The organism is Mucilaginibacter terrigena (genome assembly GCF_004168255.1).
In the GTDB taxonomy this organism is placed as follows: Bacteria; Bacteroidota; Bacteroidia; order Sphingobacteriales; family Sphingobacteriaceae; genus Mucilaginibacter; species Mucilaginibacter terrigena.
In genome coordinates, this window is the sequence record NZ_SEWG01000006.1 from 184,273 (window position 1) to 203,133 (window position 18,861).

Sequence of the window (18,861 nt, forward strand, 5' to 3'; positions counted from 1 at the left end):
GAGCCTAATAATAGTTATATATATCGGTTAATCAAATTTTCAAGATATTCCTGCTGCCCGCTGATGGTTGCCGGCTCGCCATTATCAACCGCGTATTTACGCAGATCTTCGAGCGATAGTTTACCGGCCTCGAAATCCTTACCCGCGCCGTTGTTAAACGAGGCGTAGCGGTCGGCACGGATCTTTTTATAATCAGACCGTTGCAGGATATCGTTAGCAATGATAAGCGCCCGTGCAAAAATATCCATACCGCCAACATGCGCGTAGAACAGATCGGCAGGATCAGTTGAGTTACGGCGGATCTTGGCATCAAAGTTTATACCGCCACCGCTAAAGCCACCGGCCTGCAATATGATCAGCATATATTCGGTAACCTCGGTAATATCATTGGGGAACTGGTCGGTATCCCAGCCGTTCTGGCTATCGCCGCGGTTAGCATCTATCGAACCCAGCAGGCCCGCATCCGCAGCCACCTGCAACTCATGCTGAAAAGTATGACCGGCCAGGGTGGCGTGGTTAACTTCCAGGTTCAGCTTAAAATCGTTAAGCAGGTCGTACTTCTGCAAAAAGCCCAAAACGGTAGCCGCGTCATAATCGTACTGGTGCTTGGTTGGCTCGCAAGGTTTTGGTTCGATAAAAAAGTTGCCTTTAAAGCCCTGCTTGCGGGCGTAATCCTTAGCAGTATGCAAAAATTTTGCAAAATGTTCCTGCTCGCGTTTCATATCGGTGTTCAGCAGGGTCATGTAACCTTCGCGGCCTCCCCAAAACACGTAGTTTTCACCGCCAAGCGCAATAGTGGCATCAATAGCCGCTTTAACCTGGGCGCCCGCGTGCGCCAGTACATGAAAATCGGGATTGGTAGAAGCGCCGTTCATGTACCGGCGGTTGCTAAACAGGTTTGATGTACCCCAAAGCAATTTTACGCCACTATCGGCCTGCTTTTGTTTGGCGTAATCAACAAGGGCCTGCAGTCGGCGGTCGTTCTCATTAATATCGTTGGTATAATCAACCACATCCACATCGTGAAAGCAGTAATAGGGCAAATTCATTTTGGTGATAAATTCGAAGGCAGCGTCCATTTTATCTTTGGCACGTTCAACGGCATCGGTTTTAACCCCCCATGGGAAGATGTGCGTAGGCTCGCCAAACGGGTCGGCGCCGTTACCACAGAACGAATGCCAGTATGCACAGGCAAAGCGCAGGTGGTCTTTCATGGTTTTACCGGCAACGATTTTATCGGCATCGTACCAGCGAAACGCCAGCGGGTTATCAGATTGCGGCCCTTCGTATTTTACTTCCCCTATTCCTTTAAAAAATTCCTTTTCCCCGGTTACAATTGCCATAACAATTTATTTAGTGAATTATTGAATTAGTGATTTCTCGTCTTGATCGTTATCAGACAGTTATTTAGTAAACTCCTGTCCTGTCTCTTGCTTCTTGTTATCCTGCAGCCCTTCCAAATGCTTTTCAAGTATAGTTTTCCAATCCTGGTAAACAGCCTCAAACGCTTCGGTATTGGTAGGCTCAATATACCCAATCCGTTCGGCTTTGCTAAATGCTTCGGCTTGCGAAGGGAAGATCCCGGCGCCTATACCCGCGCCTAACGCCGCGCCCAGGCTGCCATCGTTATTATAAAGTTCTACCGGTACGCCGGTAGCATTTACAAAAGTTTGGGTGAACAGGGCGCTTAAAAACATATTGGTTTTACCCGCGCGGATAACTGTTGGGGTGATGCCGTTACCGCGCATGATATCCAGCCCATACCTGAACGCGCATGCAATACCCTCCTGCGCCGCGCGGAAAATATGGGTCGGGGTATGCAGGTTCAGGTCGATGTTATGCAGCTGCGCCCCAATTTGCTTGTTGTTCAGCATCCGTTCGGCACCGTTACCAAAAGGCAGGATGCGCAAGCCATCGCTGCCCATCGGTGCTGTCTCGGCCAGTTCATTCATTTGCCGGTAGGTAAGCGATGCTCCAAAAGTATTTTTTACCCAGCGGTAAAGGCTGCCTGTGCCGTTGATGCACAATAATACACCCAGGCGCTTGCGCTCGTTGGTATAGTTAACATGTGCAAAGGTGTTCACGCGCGATTGCTTGTCGTAAGCCAATTGGTCGCTCACGCCATATATTACGCCCGATGTGCCCGCTGTTGCGGCTACCTCGCCGGGTTTTAGGACGTTTAATGATAAAGCGTTGTTGGGCTGGTCGCCGGCTTTGTAAGTAACCGGGATACCGGCCGTTAGCCCCAGTAGGGAAGCAACGTCAGCAGTCACCCTGCCATGCGGCGAAAATACCGGTTTAACCGGTGGGAACAGCTTATCGCTAAAGCCAAAATAATCTACAATATCTTTAGATAGCCCGTTAGACCGGAAATCGAAGAAGATCCCCTCTGATAATGCCGAAGCCGAGGTGGTAATTTCGCCGGTAAGTTTCATGGCGATATAATCACCGGGAAGCATTATTTTATCTATTTGGGCATACACCGCCGGTTCGTTTTGTTTTACCCAGGCCAATTTTGAGGCGGTAAAGTTACCCGGCGAGTTTAGCATGTGCGATAAACAGGTTTCGGTACCGATGTCGCCGAAGGCTTTATCGCCAATTTCAACCGCCCGGCTGTCGCACCAAATGATGCTGTCGCGCAGAATTTGATGGTCTTTATCTACCAAAACAAGGCCGTGCATCTGGTAAGCTATGCCAATAGCCAAAATATTTTTAGGATCGTAACCACCTTTTTTATAGCATAGCGCCAATGCTTGCTGCGTTTGCTGCCACCACATATAGGGCGATTGCTCGGCCCAGCCGGTTTGCAGCGAAGTAATCGGCGACTCCTCATCTGGATATTGCGCGGATGCTATAACGCTTTGGCTTTCAGCATCAACTACGCATACTTTTACCGACGAAGTGCCTATATCAATGCCTAATAGCAGCATGTGTATGTTCTTTTAAGATTACGTAAGCAGTAAACAATTGGTATGAAAAAACGAATTTAAAGTAATTTTTGAAAAAGTGTCTGTTTGACGTAAATAAAGCTAAAAACAATAAAAATGATAATTTTTTTAAAACGACTTGTGTAAAACAAAAAGGTGCGTATATTTGCAATCCCAAACGGAGTGGTAGTTCAGCTGGTTAGAATGCCTGCCTGTCACGCAGGAGGTCGCGGGTTCGAGTCCCGTCCATTCCGCTAAAAAGGGTAATAATCCTAAAAACGCTTAGATCATTGATCTAAGCGTTTTTTTATAACCCAAAATACCCATTCAGTTAGTCGCGCAAACCTTCTACTTTTACTGTTGTAAGGTTTTGGCTTTCAAAGGTCAGGTTAACAGATCTGTTTCCGTTTGGCCTGGTTCGGTGAATTACATTTTTGGGTATTGTAAACAGCTGGTTGGGGAACAGCTCAACCGTGCGGTCTTCCAGGTCGATAAATACCGAGCCTTCAATGATCAGAAAACTCTCATCCGAATCAGGGTGCAAATGCCAAAAATAAGGTTCGGTCATTACGCTCATTCTTACTACATGGTCATTTACTACGGCAACCGGTATATTGGTATAAACATTATTGGTTACAGCCGTTTGCGCAATGTCAATTACAGTTAGGTTGTTATTATCCATTTGTTTAAAAATTAACCTGCAAAAAAGCCCCGGATGTAAACACAACCGGAGCTTCATGTATTTTAATAGATCATTATTTAAGCGTTATGCTGGTTTTACCCATTGTATAACCATCGGCATACATCAACACGGTATAAGTACCTTTTTGAAAGGGCGAAGGGTTTACCCAATCGATTGTATAACCGCTGCCATCGTCCCTAAAATCGATGGACGTTTTATAGGTGTATTGCAGGTCCTGGCTATCGGCATTAAATGTGCCCGAGTCATTTTGGGTTATCAGGTTGCCGGTTGGGTCAATAATTCTGATGTAAATATCATGCAGGCCTTTTTCGGCAACGGCATTGGTAGCCACAATAAAATTGATCTTTATTTTTTGTGCCTGTTTAGCTTTGGTAACGTCGCTTTCCTTACCGCTGTTTTTCACCTTATAGGCAACAACATCAGCTGTAGCCACTTTAATGGCCGATGCTACTTTAACTTTGGTATCCAGTTCCTGGTTCTTTTGCTCAAGGTCGGTAGCTTTTTGGCTAACGGTAGCCAAATTAGTTTTTAAGGTGTCGCGTTCGGTAGCCAGGGTTGTATTTTGTTTTTTAAGTTCTTCGATATCGGCAGTGTACTTGGTAACAAAATACCTTAGCTGTTTAATATCTTCCTGGGCTTTGGTAAGTTCGGCAACGGTTAATTTGCCTTTTGCCAGTTCGCTTCGTAACACGCGTATCTTTACCCGTAACGAATCGTTTTTGGCCTGCATAGCTACCGACATTTTTGCGCGGCCTGCGTTAACCTGTTCTATCTGTGCTTCAAGGCTATCCAGTTCGGTTTGCAGCCTGGTTTTTTCGTCGTTTTGGTAAACAATTTTTACATCAGAATTTTTCTTCTGCGTATACAGGTAAACATCGGTACCCAATAATGCAACCACAACAGCTATCAAAAAATAAATTACGTTTGAATTTTTTTTAGGCGCTTGTCCGGGTTGGTTTTCTACTGGTTGGTATTCCATAGTAATTAGTTAAAGGTTACGATAACCGGCTGCTAAGCTGTATACGTTATCTTTCTTTTTTAATATCTAAATAAATATAGGCAAAAAACTAACATTACGAAAGCTAAAGCCCTTATAGTACTTATATAGGCACGGGCTAAAATAAGTACAATATGATTAAAACACAAAATAGGCGTAATTATTATACTAATACTAAAACTGCTTAGTTATGAGTTTATATCTTTGGAACTTTAAAATAAAATATCCGCTTAATGCTTTTCTATAAACGCTTACTTATTACCATTTTTCTTTCTGTTATATATTCCCTGTCAATAGCGCAAACATTTACCCCCGAGGAGGTTACACCCATAGAACCCAAACGCGAGTTTAGGGGCGTGTGGATAGCAACAGTGGTAAACCTTGACTGGCCAACTAACGCCAGGGCACCGGCCGAAGCACAGAAAAGAGACCTGCTAAATCAATTAAATTTTCACCAGCAAACGGGTATTAACGCGGTAATGTTCCAGGTAAGGCCTGCTGCCGATGCTTTTTACGCCAAAAGCCGCGAACCATGGTCAAAGTATTTGACCGGTAAACAGGGGCAAGAGCCCGGCTACGACCCTTTAGAGTTTGCAACTGCCGAAGCCCATAAGCGTGGTATTGAACTGCACGCCTGGTTTAACCCTTATCGTGCAACGTTCGATAATAAGTTTTTTACCATTGCACCAAACCATATTACCCGCACTAAACCCGAGTGGTTTTTTATTTACGAAGGTATAAAGTTGTTTAACCCGGGTATCCCCGAGGTGCGCGAATACATTGTGCAGGTGATACTTGATGTGGTGAAGAATTATGATGTAGACGGCATACATATGGACGATTACTTTTACCCTTACCCGGTAAGGGGGCAGGTAATAAACGATGCCGAAACGTTTGCCGAATATGGCGGGGACTTTGATAATATTAAGGACTGGCGAAGGGACAACGTAGATAAACTGGTGCACATGCTGGCCGACAGCATACATAAATATAAACCCCACATGAAGTTTGGCATAAGCCCTTTTGGGATATGGGCAAACAAAAGCCAGCACCCTGATGGCTCTGAAACCAACGGAGGGTCGTCATACATTGAAAACTTTGCCGATACCCGTAAATGGATGCAGGAAGGTTGGATAGACTATATAAACCCGCAGATATACTGGCATATTGGCTACCGCCTGGCGGCTTTTGATACGCTTTTAAACTGGTGGAGCAACAATACCTACAACAGGCACTTATATATTGGCCAGGGGCCCTATCGTTTTTACGAGCAGCGCAGCCCTGCTTATAAAAATCCATCGGAGATACCCAACCAGATCCGTTTGATAAGGGCCAACCCAAGGGCGCAGGGGAGCGTGTTCTTCCGGTCGCAATCGCTTATGGCCAATGCCAACCATTTGGTTGATACCTTAAAAAAAGATTTTTACCGCTATCCGGCATTACCGCCGCCAATGCTTTGGCTGGATTCTATCCCGCCTAACGCGCCGCAAAATTTTATAGCTAAAGCCGAGAGCAAGGGTATTATGCTGAGATGGCAGGCGCCTTTACCGGCTGCTGACGCCGAACCGGTTTACGGGTATGTGATATACCGCTTTATGGAAGGCGAAAAATTTGACATGGCCGACCCCAAAAACATATTGCATATTCAGTACGATACCACGGCGCTTTACATGGATACCAATGTTAAGCCCGGGCAAACCTATTATTATGTGGTAACCGCTTTAGACAGATTAAAGAACGAAAGCGACCGATCGCCTGCTATGATGGTAATTGCCCCGTAAGGTTTTACGGGGTTATAAGTCCGCGGGCCGTAAGTTCGTCGAGATGAATATCAAGCTCACTATCGCCCATACCGTATATTTTTTCGTTAGCCCAAAATGCGGCGTAAATGCCGGGCCTGTCATGTGTGCCGCTGTTGTAAATATCCAGTAGCCTTTGCTGGATATAGTTTAAACCTTCGGCGTTAACCCGCAGGCGCTTTAAATGCGCTTCCATAGCGGGTTTAAGGCATTGCATATTCGCCCAGAATGTTGTGGAACTTAGCCAGGCCTGTAATTTAACAGCATTGCCGGCTACGTACAGGTCCCACGCTTCGGTGGCCAGTTCAAAATCATAGTCGCCCAGTTGTACGCGGGTGTTGTCAAACAGGGATTCCAGTTGTTCGCCATTCAACTCGCCCATACCGCGAAAATCGCTTACGCCGGTAACCTCGGAAGGGCATATTAAATAAACGGCGGGGCCGGATAGGTTTGTTTGCTGCGATAGCAACATCATAACTCCCAGCAGGTTTACCTGGCAGTGCAGGTCAAACTCAAACCATAGGTTAATTTCCTCATAAGGCCCGCTAAGTTTTTCCAGCTGAGCAACCATACCCTCGTGGTAACGGTGGGGAGTTTCATCAAAGGTTTTACAAATAAAGGCTGAACGTTGCTGCCAAAAATTCGCTGAGGTTATCCTTTCAGATACCGGTCCTTCAGATAATACTTCGCGCCAAACCATTACATCGCCGGCAATGCCGGTTTGTTCAAAACCGTATAATGTGGAATCGCCATTAAGTACGTGGAGGATGGTGCTCATAAATATATTTTATACAGAACGCATAACAGGCATTAAAGTGTGGGCTTTTAGCATTTAAGGCAATTATCTTGAATATTAGTTGGCCGGATTGTTACCAAATATATTGATCCCATCTATCAGGGTGAAGTGCTTGTCCTTAGTAAAAATGGCGAGTTGGTATTGTTTAGCAGTAGCCGCGATCCAAATATCATTTTCAGGGATCGGTTTACCTTTTAATAGCAGGTCGCTTTTAATAATTGCATATTGTTTGGCCGTTTCCGCATCCACCGGCAGGAATTCGCATTCGCTTACAAACGATTGTATTTGCGATAGATGTTTTACGATATTTGAAGACCGGTAAGCTCCTAAATACAGTTCGCCCAAAGCTGCTGCGGGGAGGAAGATAAATTCTTGTGCATCTAATATCGACAATATATCGTGGTCGCCCTTAAACAGATCGATAATTATGCTTGTATCTAAAAGCATTATTTCCAGTCTTCAGGATTTATATTTTCGCAGGAATTCTTAATTGCTAATTCTATTTCTTCGGCCTCTTTTTTAGTCCATATTCCGGCAAAATCCTTGAAACCGGTTTTGGGAGTTTCTTCTTTCAGCTTTTCAACAACACTTTCCAGTTTGGCCAATGCGGCGTCGCTATTTAATTTTAGCACCTCATCAATTATATGGAGTTTTCTTCCTTCAGTGTACATAATATATGTATATACTCAAATTTACCTGATAAAATCCATATAAACAAAAAACCCTCCTGACAATAGTCGGGAAGGCTTTCTAATATTCACAGTTGTTACTATTATTTGCTAACGTACATTACTTCTTTTACGGCCTTTATCACACGCTCGGGGTTTGGCAGGTACTCCTGTATCAGGGTTGGCGCGTAAGGCAATGGAACGTCGCCGCCCATTATGCGCAGTACCGGTGCATCTAAATAATCAAACGCGTCTTTTTGTACTTTAAATGCTATTTCGGTGGCTATCGATCCTAAAGGCCAGCTTTCTTCAACAATTACCAAACGGTTTGTTTTTTTAACCGAGTTGATAACGGTAGCATAATCGATAGGGCGTACAGTACGCAGGTCGATAACCTCGGCATGGATGCCTTCTTTTTCCAATTCGGCGGCAGCGGCGTTAACCACTTTCATGATCTTGCCGAAACCTACCAAAGTAACATCGCTGCCTTCTTTGGTTACGTTGGCTTTACCAATTTCGATATAATAGGTTTCTTCGGGTACTTCGCCTTTATCGCCATACATCAGTTCCGACTCCATAAAAATAACCGGGTCGGGATCAAGTATCGCCGATTTTAACAGGCCTTTTGCATCGTAAGGGTTTGATGGCACAACCACCTTTAAGCCCGGACAGTTTGCATACCAGTTTTCGAAACACTGGCTGTGCTGCGAACTTAGCATACCCGCGTTACCGGTTGGGCCGCGAAATACGATAGGCACCGAGAACTGGCCGCCGCTCATAGACATAATTTTGGCTGCGCCGTTGATGATCTGGTCGATAGCTACCAACGAGAAGTTGAACGTCATAAACTCGATAACCGGTTTTAAGCCGTTCATGGCCGAACCTATGCCTATGCCGGCAAAGCCCAATTCAGAGATAGGCGTATCAATAACACGTTTGGCACCGAATTCATCAAGCATACCCTGGCTTACTTTATAAGCGCCGTTATATTCGGCAACTTCTTCGCCCATTAGGTATATGTTTTCATCCTTGCGCATTTCTTCCTGCATGGCTTCCCTTAGCGCTTCCCTGAATTGTATTTCTCTCATTATGTTGTTAAAATGAAGTTTTTTACGACCGCAAATATAATCACTAAAGTGTAAAATACAATCGCGTAAAGGTACTATAAGTATTTATGTATTATTTGTTACATTGTGCTAACTAAACCAAGCCTAATGAAATTTCCATCAGTTAAAAACCTGGCCCAGGGTGCGCTTATCACTATCAAACGTTTCCCGTTCGAAGTACTGTTCGCACTGGCAGGTACTATAGCCGGTACCGTTAAAATTGAATTAACGTTACTAAACCGCGTCAACGAAAGCTGGTGCGCGCGCACCATAATGATAGCCAACTTAGGGTTGCTGCTTAGCTTATCGGCATCGTTATACAGCGAGAGCAAGGGTATAACCGGCAGTAAAAAAATGCTGCTAAGGCTTACTGCGGCAGTATTGGCTATCCTGTTGATATTTATTATAAACCCCGGCGAGCGCGAATCTGATTACATCAGGTTCTTTCTGTTCAGCTTGTCGTTTCACCTGCTGGTTGCTTTTGCTGCCTTTACCGTTAAAGGGCACATACAGGGCTTTTGGCAATTTAACAAAACGCTTTTTTTACGATTTTTAACCAGTGCCTTATATAGCGCAGTTTTATTTCTGGGCCTTGCCGCAGCTATTGGCGCCATGAACTTTTTGTTCAATTTTAAATTTGAGTGGGATACCTTTGCCATTTTGTGGGCGTGGATAGTCGGCATGTTCAGCACCCTGTTCTTTCTTTCGGGGGTGCCCGCTGATATTCATGGGCTGGATGAGGATTTTAGCTATCCTAAAGGGTTAAAAGTATTTACGCAGTATGTTTTGATTCCGCTGGCTACGGTTTATGTAGCTATACTGCTGGCTTATGAAATAAAAATCCTGGTGCAATGGCAACTGCCCAAAGGCATGGTGTCGCATCTGATATTAGGTTACGCCGTTTTTGGGATATTATCGCTATTGCTTGTTTACCCCATACGCGAACAGGAAGAAAACAAATGGCTTAAAACCTACACGCGCAGCTTTTACTTTTTACTGATACCCTTGCTTGGTTTATTATTTACCGCAGCGGGTACCCGTGTGTTTCGTTATGGTATTACCGAGATGCGCTACTTTTTGATATTGCTGGCCTGCTGGCTGCTGTTTATCACAATTTATTTTTTAGTCACAAAAAAGCAGAACATTAAGCTGATCCCAATTTCGTTATCAATAGTAACACTCTTTTCTATCTACGGCCCTCAAAGCGCTTTCCGGGTATCCATGTTTTCGCAAAGGCGGGTACTGGTAGAGGTATTTAAAAAGAATAATGCTTTTAAGGATGGCAGACTTACGCCGGTTGACAGTGTGAAGATCAGCAGAAAGGATGGTAACAAAGCCGTGGCTACTTTAGATTACCTTATCGCTAAACACGATCTTACGTCCCTTCAGCCCTATTTTAAAGAGGACCTGGGCAAAGTGTCGGATTCGCTATCAAAAATAAAATACACGGGGAGCGTGATCAGGATAGGAAGCATGTCTGATTATGAGCTGCGCTATGCAAAATTAGAATGGGCCAAAAAGCGGTTGGGGTTAGGTCCGTTTTCTCAATATGGAGGAGATGAGGATGAGGTAGATGCGCCCGCAAAAATTAACGGATATACCTTCGCAAACAGGATAGATGATGTGCATACGGTTAGAAACTATGATTACATGGTGGATATTTACGGAACCGGTAGCGACACGGCTGCCTATACGGTTGATGGCATTGCAATAAAGAAAATAGGTAACGGCGATGGTATTTATACGTTGCAGTTAAACAACCAAACGACATCTTTTAATATACGGCCATATTTGGATAGCTTGATAGATGCTAAAGCAATAAAGGCCTATAGCACTCTTAATAAGCAGTCGTCTGATGCTTATGTACTGCCGGATGATAAATTGGTTTTTACCAAAGAAACCAAAGACTTTGGCGTTACACTAAAAGTTGACAGGATAGGTTTCAGTAAAATAAAAACTATCCAGATCAATTATATTCACGCTTATTACTTAATTAAACGGAAGTAACCGGGAATCCCGAAAATCGCAATATCAAATTCGGATCGGGGATATTCATCAGGTATTCCGCTTTGCGCGAGTAGCGGCCAACGCCGGGGTAATCGCCCTGCGCATCTCCAATATCCAGCATCAGCTGAAAGTGCAGATGTGGCGGCCAGCGCCCGTTTTCGGTAGCGTTGCCTAAAGTGGCTATCTGCTGGTTTGTGTTGATGGCTTGCCCATCCGCTAAGCCAGCCAGGCTTTCGCGGCTTAAATGCCCGTATAAGCTATACATTGTAAGGCCATCCAGGTTATGCTGTAAAATGATGGTAGGGCCATAATCGCCAAAGTTATCGTTATCGGCAAAGCTGTGTACCGTTCCTTCCAGTGGGGAATATACCGGTGTGCCCGCCTCGCCCCAGATATCTACACCCAGGTGCAGGCGGCGGGGTTCGTCTTCGGTATCAAATAAGGTGCTGCGGGTGTAAATGGTGCGGTGTTCCATGTAGCCGCCAATGCCATAGCGGCAATGGTTATCAGCAAGCTTTTTATCAATCCATCGGCTAAACGAGGCAGTATCGGCAACCAGTTCTTCGGTTAATGCTGTGTTGGCCGCGGTAAGGTCAAGCGGGTATAGCTTATCGCTTTTAGCGTCAAAGTCCACCAATTTGCCTATGGCAACGGGGCAGACTTTGATATGAGCTGCTAATTTATCGGTAGCAAGCATGGCGTATTAATTCTCTTCGGTATCGGGCTGGCGTGGCTCGTGGCTTATCTTATCGAAGATTTTCTCCATACGTTCTACATATTCGCTGGTATCATCAACAAAAAACTCCAGCTGGGGGATTATTCTCACCTGGTCTTTAATGCGGGCACCAAGTTTGTAACGTATTTCTGATGCGTGCAATTTTATGGCCTGCAGGGCGGTTTGGTTATCTGTATTGTTAAAAAAACTGAGGAATACACGGGCGATGGCCAAATCGGGCGTAACCCGCACCTTGGTAATGGTAACCAGTGTATGCGGAAGATAATTCATCCCCTCGCGTTGAAATATTGCGGCCAGGTCCTGCTGTATTACCCCGGCAAATTTTTGCTGACGTTTAGATTCCATAGTATTTAGTAACGCTGCTTAGGCGAATGAGTTTGAATTTTATTTGGCGAAGGTAATGGTTAAAGCTAATGAATTGAAAATAGCCTGCAAAATTGTGTTAGTAAAAAGGCCGCACCGCAATTACTCACCCCGGCATCGCTTCGCTGGCCGACCCTCTCTGCTGCGCAAAGAGGGTAAAAAAAAGAATATTCAGCTCCCCCCTCTTTGCGCAGCAGAGAGGGGGGAGGGGGTGAGTCAACCTGCGAACAGGCAACTTTTAACCCCTTACAGATCTTGCTTTATCTCGTTAAGCCGTTTAACGCTTAAGCTGGAACTGATGCCCGAGGCGATAACCGCTATAATGGTTACCGTTAAAAACACCAGGCCGATATCGCCCAATTTAAAGGCTACAGGGTAGGCGTCCAGCACAGACATGGCCGAGCCCATTTTAATAAGGCCAAACTGCTGTTGTATAAAACAAATAATTAGCCCAAGGGAAAGGCCGGCTATGCACCCTATCACTGATATCATCATGCCTTCGAAAAAAAAGATCCCTTGTATAAGCCTTTTATTGGCGCCCAAACTGGTTAAAATGGCAATGTCTTTACGCTTATCTATCACCAGCATAGTTAGCGAGCCTATGATGTTGAAAATAGCGATGATGAGCACAAACGTTAGGATCATAAAAATAGACCACCGCTCGTAATTGATGGTTTTATAAAGCTCGGTGTTTTGCTCTTTGCGGTTGCGTACCGTAAAATCTTTTCCAATTTTTTCCTGTATCGCTTCCTGCGCTTCGGCAAGGTCGGTGCCTTTTTTATAATTTATTTCTATGGATGATACCTTATTTGGCTCGTCGAGCAGGTCGCGGGTAAACTCGATAGGGGTGATGATGAAATCGTCAAAATCCTGCTGGATGCCAAACACCCCCGATGGATGTATGGACCGGAAGACAAAATCGTTCATCGGATCGGGCGAGTTACCCGCGTTGCGCCTTGGCGAAAATATTTGCAGTGATACAAATTGGTTTTTTAAGCTTACACCCAGGTTGCCCTGCACGGTAGCGCCAATAACAGCAAGGTTTTGCCCCTTATCTTTTAGCGTAAACGAGCCGAACTGTATAGTGCTATCCAGTTGCCGCCCTTTTAAAAAATCATCGCTTACTCCCTTTATGGTGCCAATAAACGACCTGTCGGCATATCTTATCAGCGCTTTTTCCTGTAATACCTGCGTATACGAAACCACACTTTTATCTTTACTCAGCGCTATAAAATAAGGCTCGTGCGGGTCAAACGTTTTACCCACGCGCGGCTCTATTTTTAGCTCGGGTGTAAAGTTGCTGTATAACGATAAGATAACTTTCTCCAGCCCGTTAAACACCGAAAGGATGATGATCAATGCCGCGCTGCCAACCAATACCCCCAGTATGGAAATCCCAGATATGATGTTGATGGCGTGGGTCTGTTTTTTAGAGAACAGGTACCTTTTGGCTATGTAGACGGAGGTGTTCAAATGCTGTTGCTTTACAAATATGGGTTAGTTTGCTTTTCGTAGCCTATGGTTGTTTCGGGGCCATGGCCGGGGTAAACTATACAATCATCAGGCAGGGTAAAAAGTTTTTCTTCTATACTTTTTACCAGCGTGCTAAAATTGCCCCCGGGCAGGTCGGTACGGCCGATGCTGTTTCTGAACAATACGTCGCCACCTATCAGGATATTTGCCGCCCTATCATAAAAGCACAAATGCGCGGGCGAATGGCCGGGCGCAAATATTAGCTCTAAACCGGTATTGCCAAATTTGATGGTGCCGGTTTCTGGCAGGTAAGCATCCGGCAGTGGCGATGGCTCGTACCTGAAACCCATTGAGGGCGCATAAGCTACAACAGCAGCCAATACTTCTGACTCGCCTATGTGAAATTGCGGTTTTAAACCATACTGATCGAACACAAATCTATTGCCCAGCACATGGTCGATATGGCAATGGGTGTTTAATAATAATACAGGTTTAAGGTTATTATCCTTAATAAAACCCACTACCGCGTTTTGCTCGGCAGCGGTGTACATGCCGGGGTCAATAATGGCGCATTCGCCGGTTTCGTCAAATAGCAGGTAGGTGTTTTCCTGGTAGGGGTTATTCGCAAATATTTGAACGGTAGCCATAAGGCAAAGGTAGATTAATAAGCCCGAAGTCTAAAGCCTTAAGTCCGAAGTAAAAGACTTTCTACTTAAGACTTACGGCTTGAGACTTGCTTTATTTCCACTTAAACGTTTTTATCATCACGTCCACATCCTTTTTAATAAAATTAAGCACGGGTTGTATCGAATCGAGGCGGGGCTCGGAGTTAAAGTAAAGTGCGCCGCGCAGGTAGTGTTTGGTGCTATCTGTAAGGAAGAACTGGGCGGATGAGGCGGCATTACCATCAATGGTATAGTAAATGCCGTAAACCTTGCGGTCGGGATAAGCAATTACGCCCTCATCAATTGATGTTGCTTTTACAGTATGTTTAAAGCTTAGTTTATGCGCATCTTCTATCAGTTCGTTAAATTCTTTTTTTGAAGTTACAGGCTGGTAGCTTAAATGGAGCGTGGCATTAAACTGTGGGAACTGGATATTTTGCCAGCATGGCTTTGCGCCGGCAGACCTGTCCGGTTCTATCTTTCCATATTTAGGGTAATCAAAAGTAAAGGGGCAGCCCTCGGTGTATGGCTGGTACTCTTTTTCGGGGAAAACGATGCGGAAATAACCGCGCGGCTTCGGCGAATAGTCGGCACTGCCGCCACAGGCAGCTATAAACAGTACAACTATAAACAGTGCAAAATATCTCACGGGTGCTTCGCTTTTGAATTCCATATCTCCCAGGCCTTTTCTGCCTGCAATACTAACATTTCATATCCGTTTTTTATAGCGGCGCCGCGCTCTGCCCCTTTTTTAAGGAATAAGGTTTCCTCCGGGTTGTATATCAGGTCGAACAAAAGATGGTCATCGGTTATGGCGTCGTAGGGAATAGGCGGGCAATCGTTCACATTGGGGTAGGTACCCAAAGGGGTGGTATTGATGATGAGTTTATTCTCTTCAATGTGTTTAGCGGTAAGGTCGCTGAACAGGATATTGCCCGGGATAGGTTTGCGGGTTACGCAGCTATAGGTAATGCCCTTGTTATCCAGTACACATTTTACGGCCCGGGCGGCCCCGCCATCTCCCAATATCAGGGCAGTATCATGTTTGTCGGTAAGCAGCGGGCTAAGCGACATATCAAACCCGTAAATATCCGTATTATACCCTTCCAGTCTAAAATCGTGGCCGCCAACGCCAACCTCGCCCGAAAATGCTGCCTGCAGCGGGCTTTCGGATGTAATGCGGATACAGTTAACAGCACCCGCGCCTTTGGCGTCCTGCTCTATCCAGTCCAGGTATTTTAAAACGCTTACTTTATGGGGTATGGTTACATTAAGGCCGCAAAGGTTTGGGTTGGCGTGCAGCAGTTTAGGCAGGTCGCTGATGTTTTCAAGCGGGTAAAGCTCGTAAGTGCAATCGGCTATCTTATCGTTTACAAACTTATCTGTAAAATATTTTTTTGAAAACGAATGCGAAAGCGGGAACCCGATAAGGCCGTAATGTTTCATTGCCGGTAGTTTTTTGAAAATGTAATATTAGCAAAATGCGGCAAGGAAGCGTAATTTATTATTGTTTATACCGATGCCTGCAACAGCGCTTCATAAAGCCTATCTATCTCTATGGGCTTGCGTAAAAAAGCAGTAAAAAAGTCTTTGTATTCTTTATTCCCTTCGGCGGTAATATCAGCAGTCAGGGCAAACACCGGTGTTTTGGCGTTTGGGTTTTGTGCTTCGCGGATATTTGCCGTAGCATCAAACCCGTTCATTTCGGGCATGTGGATATCCATCAAAATAAAGTCAAAGGCCTTGGTTTTTGATTTTTCAACCGCCTGCAGGCCATCGGCAGCATGTTCAGATATAATGCCCCAGTTTGATAGCAGCTTACGGGCCACCATGGCGTTTATCAGATTATCTTCGGCTAACAGTACCGTTTTGCCCTGCAGGCCTGCCGAAGTTTTTGCGGCTATTTTGCCGGGGGCATCTGCCGGTTTTAGCTTAAGCGTAAATGAAAATACCGACCCAACGCCAACGGTGCTTTTAACCTTAACTTCACTGCCATAAAGTTCGGTCAGTTTTTTTACAATGGCCAGCCCTAAACCTGTGCCGCCCTGTTTGCGGGTGGTAATGGATTTAGGCTGCGAAAAACTTTCAAAGATCTCGTCAAAAAACTCCTCGCTTATGCCCGATCCGGTGTCGGCAACGCTAAACTTTAATTCGTCAAACCCACCGGCACTGTTCACTTTTTCAACAATAACCTTTACGTGGCCATGGTCGGTAAACTTAATGGCGTTGCTAATCAGGTTGCCCAATATTTGCGATAACTTGGTTTCATCAAGTTCGTAGCATTCGTTCAAGGTTGTATCGCCTGTTAGCAGCAGTTGGATACCTTTTTTATGTGCAAGGCTGTTGTATGTTTTAATAATGCGGCCAAGCAACCCGTTAAACATACAGGGCACGCTTTCTATCTGTACTTTACCGGTATCAAGTTTGGTAAAATCAAGTATATCGTTTATAACAAGCAACAGGTTGTTCGAGGCAAATTTTAACGATTCCAGCAGGTCGTCTTCGCGCTCTCCTGCCTTTTGGGTAAGCAGCGAGGTAATGGTGGTTACCGCGTTTAGCGGCGTGCGGATCTCGTGGCTCATCGTCGATAGAAAGTCCTGCTTCATGCGGGCGGCTTGTTCGGCACGTTCCTGTTTCTCCATAATGGCAGCCCGTTCTTTTTGCAGCCGGGCTTCCTTCTCCATCGATTCCATTTTGGCAATAAGCTCGTAATTCTCAATCACCTTTAAGGTTTGGGTATTTATTACTGCTTCTTTTTGGTGCAGGTACAGTTCCAGGTAGGCCAGTGAGCTTTCCAGTTTGCCCTGCATTTTGCTGATCCTGTAAAGCAGGTAGCTGCATTTAAATTTGGTAATGGCAATGTTATATTTAGTGCTAAAGCTATGGCCCTTTTTAAGTACATCTCGCGCTTTATCCAGTTTGCCCATCTCGATATACAACGCGCCCATTTTATGATAAGCCATACCCAATCCAAGTTTTTCGCCGGCGTTAATATGGATCTCTATAGCGTTCTTCAGATCGTTTTCGGCCTCCTGGAAACGGCCCATAACGGTATAAACCTTGCCCCGCCCGTACAGCGCAAAGGCAAGGCCCCTTATATCGCCGGTTTTAGCTTTCATGGCAATAGATTGTTCTATAATGCGCAAAGCCTTAGCTGTTTTTTTCTGTTTAAGATAGATGCCTGATAGCGGGTTGTAAACATTTGATACCAGGTTAATATCCTTCACCTTGCGTGCGGCGTCAATGGCGTTCTCATAAGCGCGGATGGCGTTCTTGCGGTCGCCGAAGTACTCGTAAATAGTGCCTAATGATTTATGGGTGCGTGCCTGGTTGTGGTAATCATCAAATTTGCGGTAAGTAGCAAGGCTTTCAAACAGGTAAATTAAGCCTAAGTGGTAATTATCGGTTTTGTAATAAGCGCCGGCAATGTTGTATTTGGCGTCGGCTACCCCTCTTTCATCTTTTAAATCTTCAAAATAGGTAATGGCCTGTTTAGCCATTTGCACCGAGCGTTTATAAGCGCCACGGATCATGTAGAACAGCGAAAGCTGGTTAAGGCTTTTGCCAATAAGTATTTTGTAATCGTTTTTGCGGCTTAACAAAAGGGCTTCGTTAGCCAGTTTTATACTGTGTTTTAAATTATGGATACGATTTACATACGCATCATCCAATAATGTGGTGATGGCCTGGCTATCGGTAATTGCTATCGCTTCCATAAAGGTTTTAAACAACACTAATATAAGTAATTGGTAATTAGATGTTGCAATAAATGTTTAAACATAATATAGTACTACAGCTATATACGTTATACCGCCAGAAGGGTTTAAAGGTTGCTTTTATTTACAGGGATAATGCAAAAAGCCATCCTGGATAAGGATGGCTCGGTTTATAGAGGAACTACTTTATAGCTTCAAATTTTACAACCAGTTCCCATCGTTTGGGGTTCTCTACCAATTTGAACATGGGGTCGGCCGAGTCGTTAAATTCGCACCTGCGGATATTGGTAAACCCGGCATCGCGCAGTTCCTTTTCTGTCGATTCCCAGTCCCACAGCCAAAGGTGTTCCAGGTATCCAAATAAATGCTTGGTAACCGCTTTAAAGCTGCGCGGCCTTACCTCTACGCCCATCATCATTCTTTTTATAAGCGTTATAGATGCTTCCGGGTCGTGCTTTACATCCTTATCGGTGATGTAATCGCGCACCAAAACTTCCAGGTCGGGCATTATTATCCGGAATATGCCGCCGGGTTTCAGCATTTTATAGGTATTGCGTAAAGCTATCCTGAAATGTTCGAGCGACATGTGCTCCAGCACATGCGAGCAATACACCCCGTCGGCGCTGTTATCTTTAATGCCGGGTAAGCCTTTAGTAATATCGCCATACTGCACATTCCTGTCAAATACCTGCCCCAGGCTTTTTTTAAGCAGAAAGCCTACAACGGGGGTGTTTTGTATAACCAGTGTTGGCGATACATCAAAGTTCGCCCATTCCTGCGGGGCTGTTTGGCCACAACCATAATGAACATACAGTTTATTATCAGACATTTTATAAGGGGTTTTTATCTAAAAAGCAGTTTTACTTACCGTTTTAAAGGTAAATTAATTTTGCAGAAATTTAAAG

At 44.9% G+C, this 18,861-nt stretch carries 18 protein-coding genes and 1 tRNA gene; 3 read left to right on the forward strand and 16 right to left on the reverse strand.

Annotation, left to right across the window (positions count from 1 at the left end):
- Positions 1 to 14 precede the first annotated feature (14 nt).
- Together xylA and EWM62_RS15920 are read right to left on the reverse strand one after the other, a co-directional pair.
- Complete coding sequence (gene xylA / locus EWM62_RS15915) at positions 15 to 1,343, reverse strand: xylose isomerase (protein WP_129877669.1); 1,329 nt, start codon at positions 1,341 to 1,343, stop codon at positions 15 to 17.
- A 60-nt stretch (positions 1,344 to 1,403) separates the two neighbouring features.
- The gene (locus EWM62_RS15920; protein ID WP_129877670.1) at positions 1,404 to 2,930 is read right to left on the reverse strand and encodes a xylulokinase; all 1,527 of its coding nucleotides are present in this window, start codon (positions 2,928 to 2,930) and stop codon (positions 1,404 to 1,406) included.
- 177 nt (positions 2,931 to 3,107) lie between these two features.
- Here EWM62_RS15920 and EWM62_RS15925 point away from each other — a divergent pair.
- A tRNA-Asp gene (locus EWM62_RS15925) sits at positions 3,108 to 3,181 on the forward strand.
- A gap of 77 nt (positions 3,182 to 3,258) precedes the next feature.
- On the opposite strand, the gene EWM62_RS15930 is transcribed toward EWM62_RS15925, so the two are convergent.
- Positions 3,259 to 3,609, reverse strand: coding sequence for a cupin domain-containing protein (locus EWM62_RS15930; RefSeq protein ID WP_129877671.1), 351 nt, complete (start codon positions 3,607 to 3,609; stop codon positions 3,259 to 3,261).
- Between the two features lie 73 nt (positions 3,610 to 3,682).
- Complete coding sequence (locus tag EWM62_RS15935) at positions 3,683 to 4,609, reverse strand: hypothetical protein (protein WP_129877672.1); 927 nt, start codon at positions 4,607 to 4,609, stop codon at positions 3,683 to 3,685.
- 251 nt (positions 4,610 to 4,860) lie between these two features.
- Between EWM62_RS15935 and EWM62_RS15940 the strand changes: the two genes are divergently transcribed.
- Positions 4,861 to 6,408, forward strand: a complete 1,548-nt coding sequence (locus EWM62_RS15940; RefSeq protein WP_129877673.1) for a glycoside hydrolase family 10 protein — start codon at positions 4,861 to 4,863, stop codon at positions 6,406 to 6,408.
- Between the two features lie 4 nt (positions 6,409 to 6,412).
- Here EWM62_RS15940 and EWM62_RS15945 read toward each other — a convergent pair whose 3' ends face one another.
- The 4 genes from EWM62_RS15945 to EWM62_RS15960 form a co-directional block, all read right to left on the reverse strand.
- Positions 6,413 to 7,204, reverse strand: coding sequence for a hypothetical protein (locus EWM62_RS15945; RefSeq protein ID WP_129877674.1), 792 nt, complete (start codon positions 7,202 to 7,204; stop codon positions 6,413 to 6,415).
- A 75-nt stretch (positions 7,205 to 7,279) separates the two neighbouring features.
- The gene (locus tag EWM62_RS15950) at positions 7,280 to 7,669 is read right to left on the reverse strand and encodes a type II toxin-antitoxin system VapC family toxin (protein WP_238989368.1); all 390 of its coding nucleotides are present in this window, start codon (positions 7,667 to 7,669) and stop codon (positions 7,280 to 7,282) included.
- Positions 7,669 to 7,893 carry a hypothetical protein gene (locus EWM62_RS15955; RefSeq protein WP_129877675.1) on the reverse strand — a complete coding sequence of 75 codons (225 nt, stop codon included), beginning with the start codon at positions 7,891 to 7,893 and terminating at the stop codon, positions 7,669 to 7,671. The genes EWM62_RS15950 and EWM62_RS15955 overlap by 1 nt, the downstream gene beginning before the upstream one ends.
- A 101-nt stretch (positions 7,894 to 7,994) precedes the next feature.
- Entirely contained in the window at positions 7,995 to 8,978 is a 984-nt protein-coding gene (locus EWM62_RS15960) for a pyruvate dehydrogenase complex E1 component subunit beta (RefSeq protein ID WP_129877676.1), read from the reverse strand.
- A gap of 126 nt (positions 8,979 to 9,104) precedes the next feature.
- Between EWM62_RS15960 and EWM62_RS15965 the strand changes: the two genes are divergently transcribed.
- Positions 9,105 to 11,003 (forward strand): DUF4153 domain-containing protein, encoded by a 1,899-nt coding sequence (locus EWM62_RS15965; protein ID WP_129877677.1) that lies wholly within the window; start codon positions 9,105 to 9,107, stop codon positions 11,001 to 11,003.
- Here EWM62_RS15965 and EWM62_RS15970 read toward each other — a convergent pair.
- The 8 genes from EWM62_RS15970 to EWM62_RS16005 form a co-directional block, all read right to left on the reverse strand.
- Complete coding sequence (locus tag EWM62_RS15970) at positions 10,990 to 11,700, reverse strand: peptidoglycan DD-metalloendopeptidase family protein (RefSeq protein ID WP_129877678.1); 711 nt, start codon at positions 11,698 to 11,700, stop codon at positions 10,990 to 10,992. The genes EWM62_RS15965 and EWM62_RS15970 overlap by 14 nt on opposite strands.
- Before the next feature lie 6 nt (positions 11,701 to 11,706).
- Positions 11,707 to 12,084: a 30S ribosome-binding factor RbfA gene (rbfA, locus tag EWM62_RS15975; RefSeq protein ID WP_129877679.1), complete on the reverse strand. Its 378-nt coding sequence runs from the start codon at positions 12,082 to 12,084 to the stop codon at positions 11,707 to 11,709.
- A gap of 264 nt (positions 12,085 to 12,348) precedes the next feature.
- Complete coding sequence (locus tag EWM62_RS15980) at positions 12,349 to 13,575, reverse strand: FtsX-like permease family protein (protein ID WP_129877680.1); 1,227 nt, start codon at positions 13,573 to 13,575, stop codon at positions 12,349 to 12,351.
- 11 nt (positions 13,576 to 13,586) lie between these two features.
- On the reverse strand, positions 13,587 to 14,222 hold the full coding sequence (locus EWM62_RS15985; RefSeq protein ID WP_129877681.1) for an MBL fold metallo-hydrolase: 636 nt from the start codon (positions 14,220 to 14,222) through the stop codon (positions 13,587 to 13,589).
- A 91-nt stretch (positions 14,223 to 14,313) separates the two neighbouring features.
- Positions 14,314 to 14,913 (reverse strand): gliding motility lipoprotein GldD, encoded by a 600-nt coding sequence (gene gldD, locus EWM62_RS15990; protein ID WP_129877682.1) that lies wholly within the window; start codon positions 14,911 to 14,913, stop codon positions 14,314 to 14,316.
- Entirely contained in the window at positions 14,886 to 15,686 is an 801-nt protein-coding gene (locus tag EWM62_RS15995; RefSeq protein ID WP_129877683.1) for a shikimate dehydrogenase family protein, read from the reverse strand. The genes gldD and EWM62_RS15995 overlap by 28 nt, the downstream gene beginning before the upstream one ends.
- A 65-nt stretch (positions 15,687 to 15,751) precedes the next feature.
- Positions 15,752 to 17,956: a tetratricopeptide repeat-containing hybrid sensor histidine kinase/response regulator gene (locus EWM62_RS16000; RefSeq protein WP_129877684.1), complete on the reverse strand. Its 2,205-nt coding sequence runs from the start codon at positions 17,954 to 17,956 to the stop codon at positions 15,752 to 15,754.
- A 181-nt stretch (positions 17,957 to 18,137) separates the two neighbouring features.
- The gene (locus tag EWM62_RS16005; RefSeq protein ID WP_203235063.1) at positions 18,138 to 18,785 is read right to left on the reverse strand and encodes a class I SAM-dependent methyltransferase; all 648 of its coding nucleotides are present in this window, start codon (positions 18,783 to 18,785) and stop codon (positions 18,138 to 18,140) included.
- Positions 18,786 to 18,861: the final 76 nt, after the last annotated feature.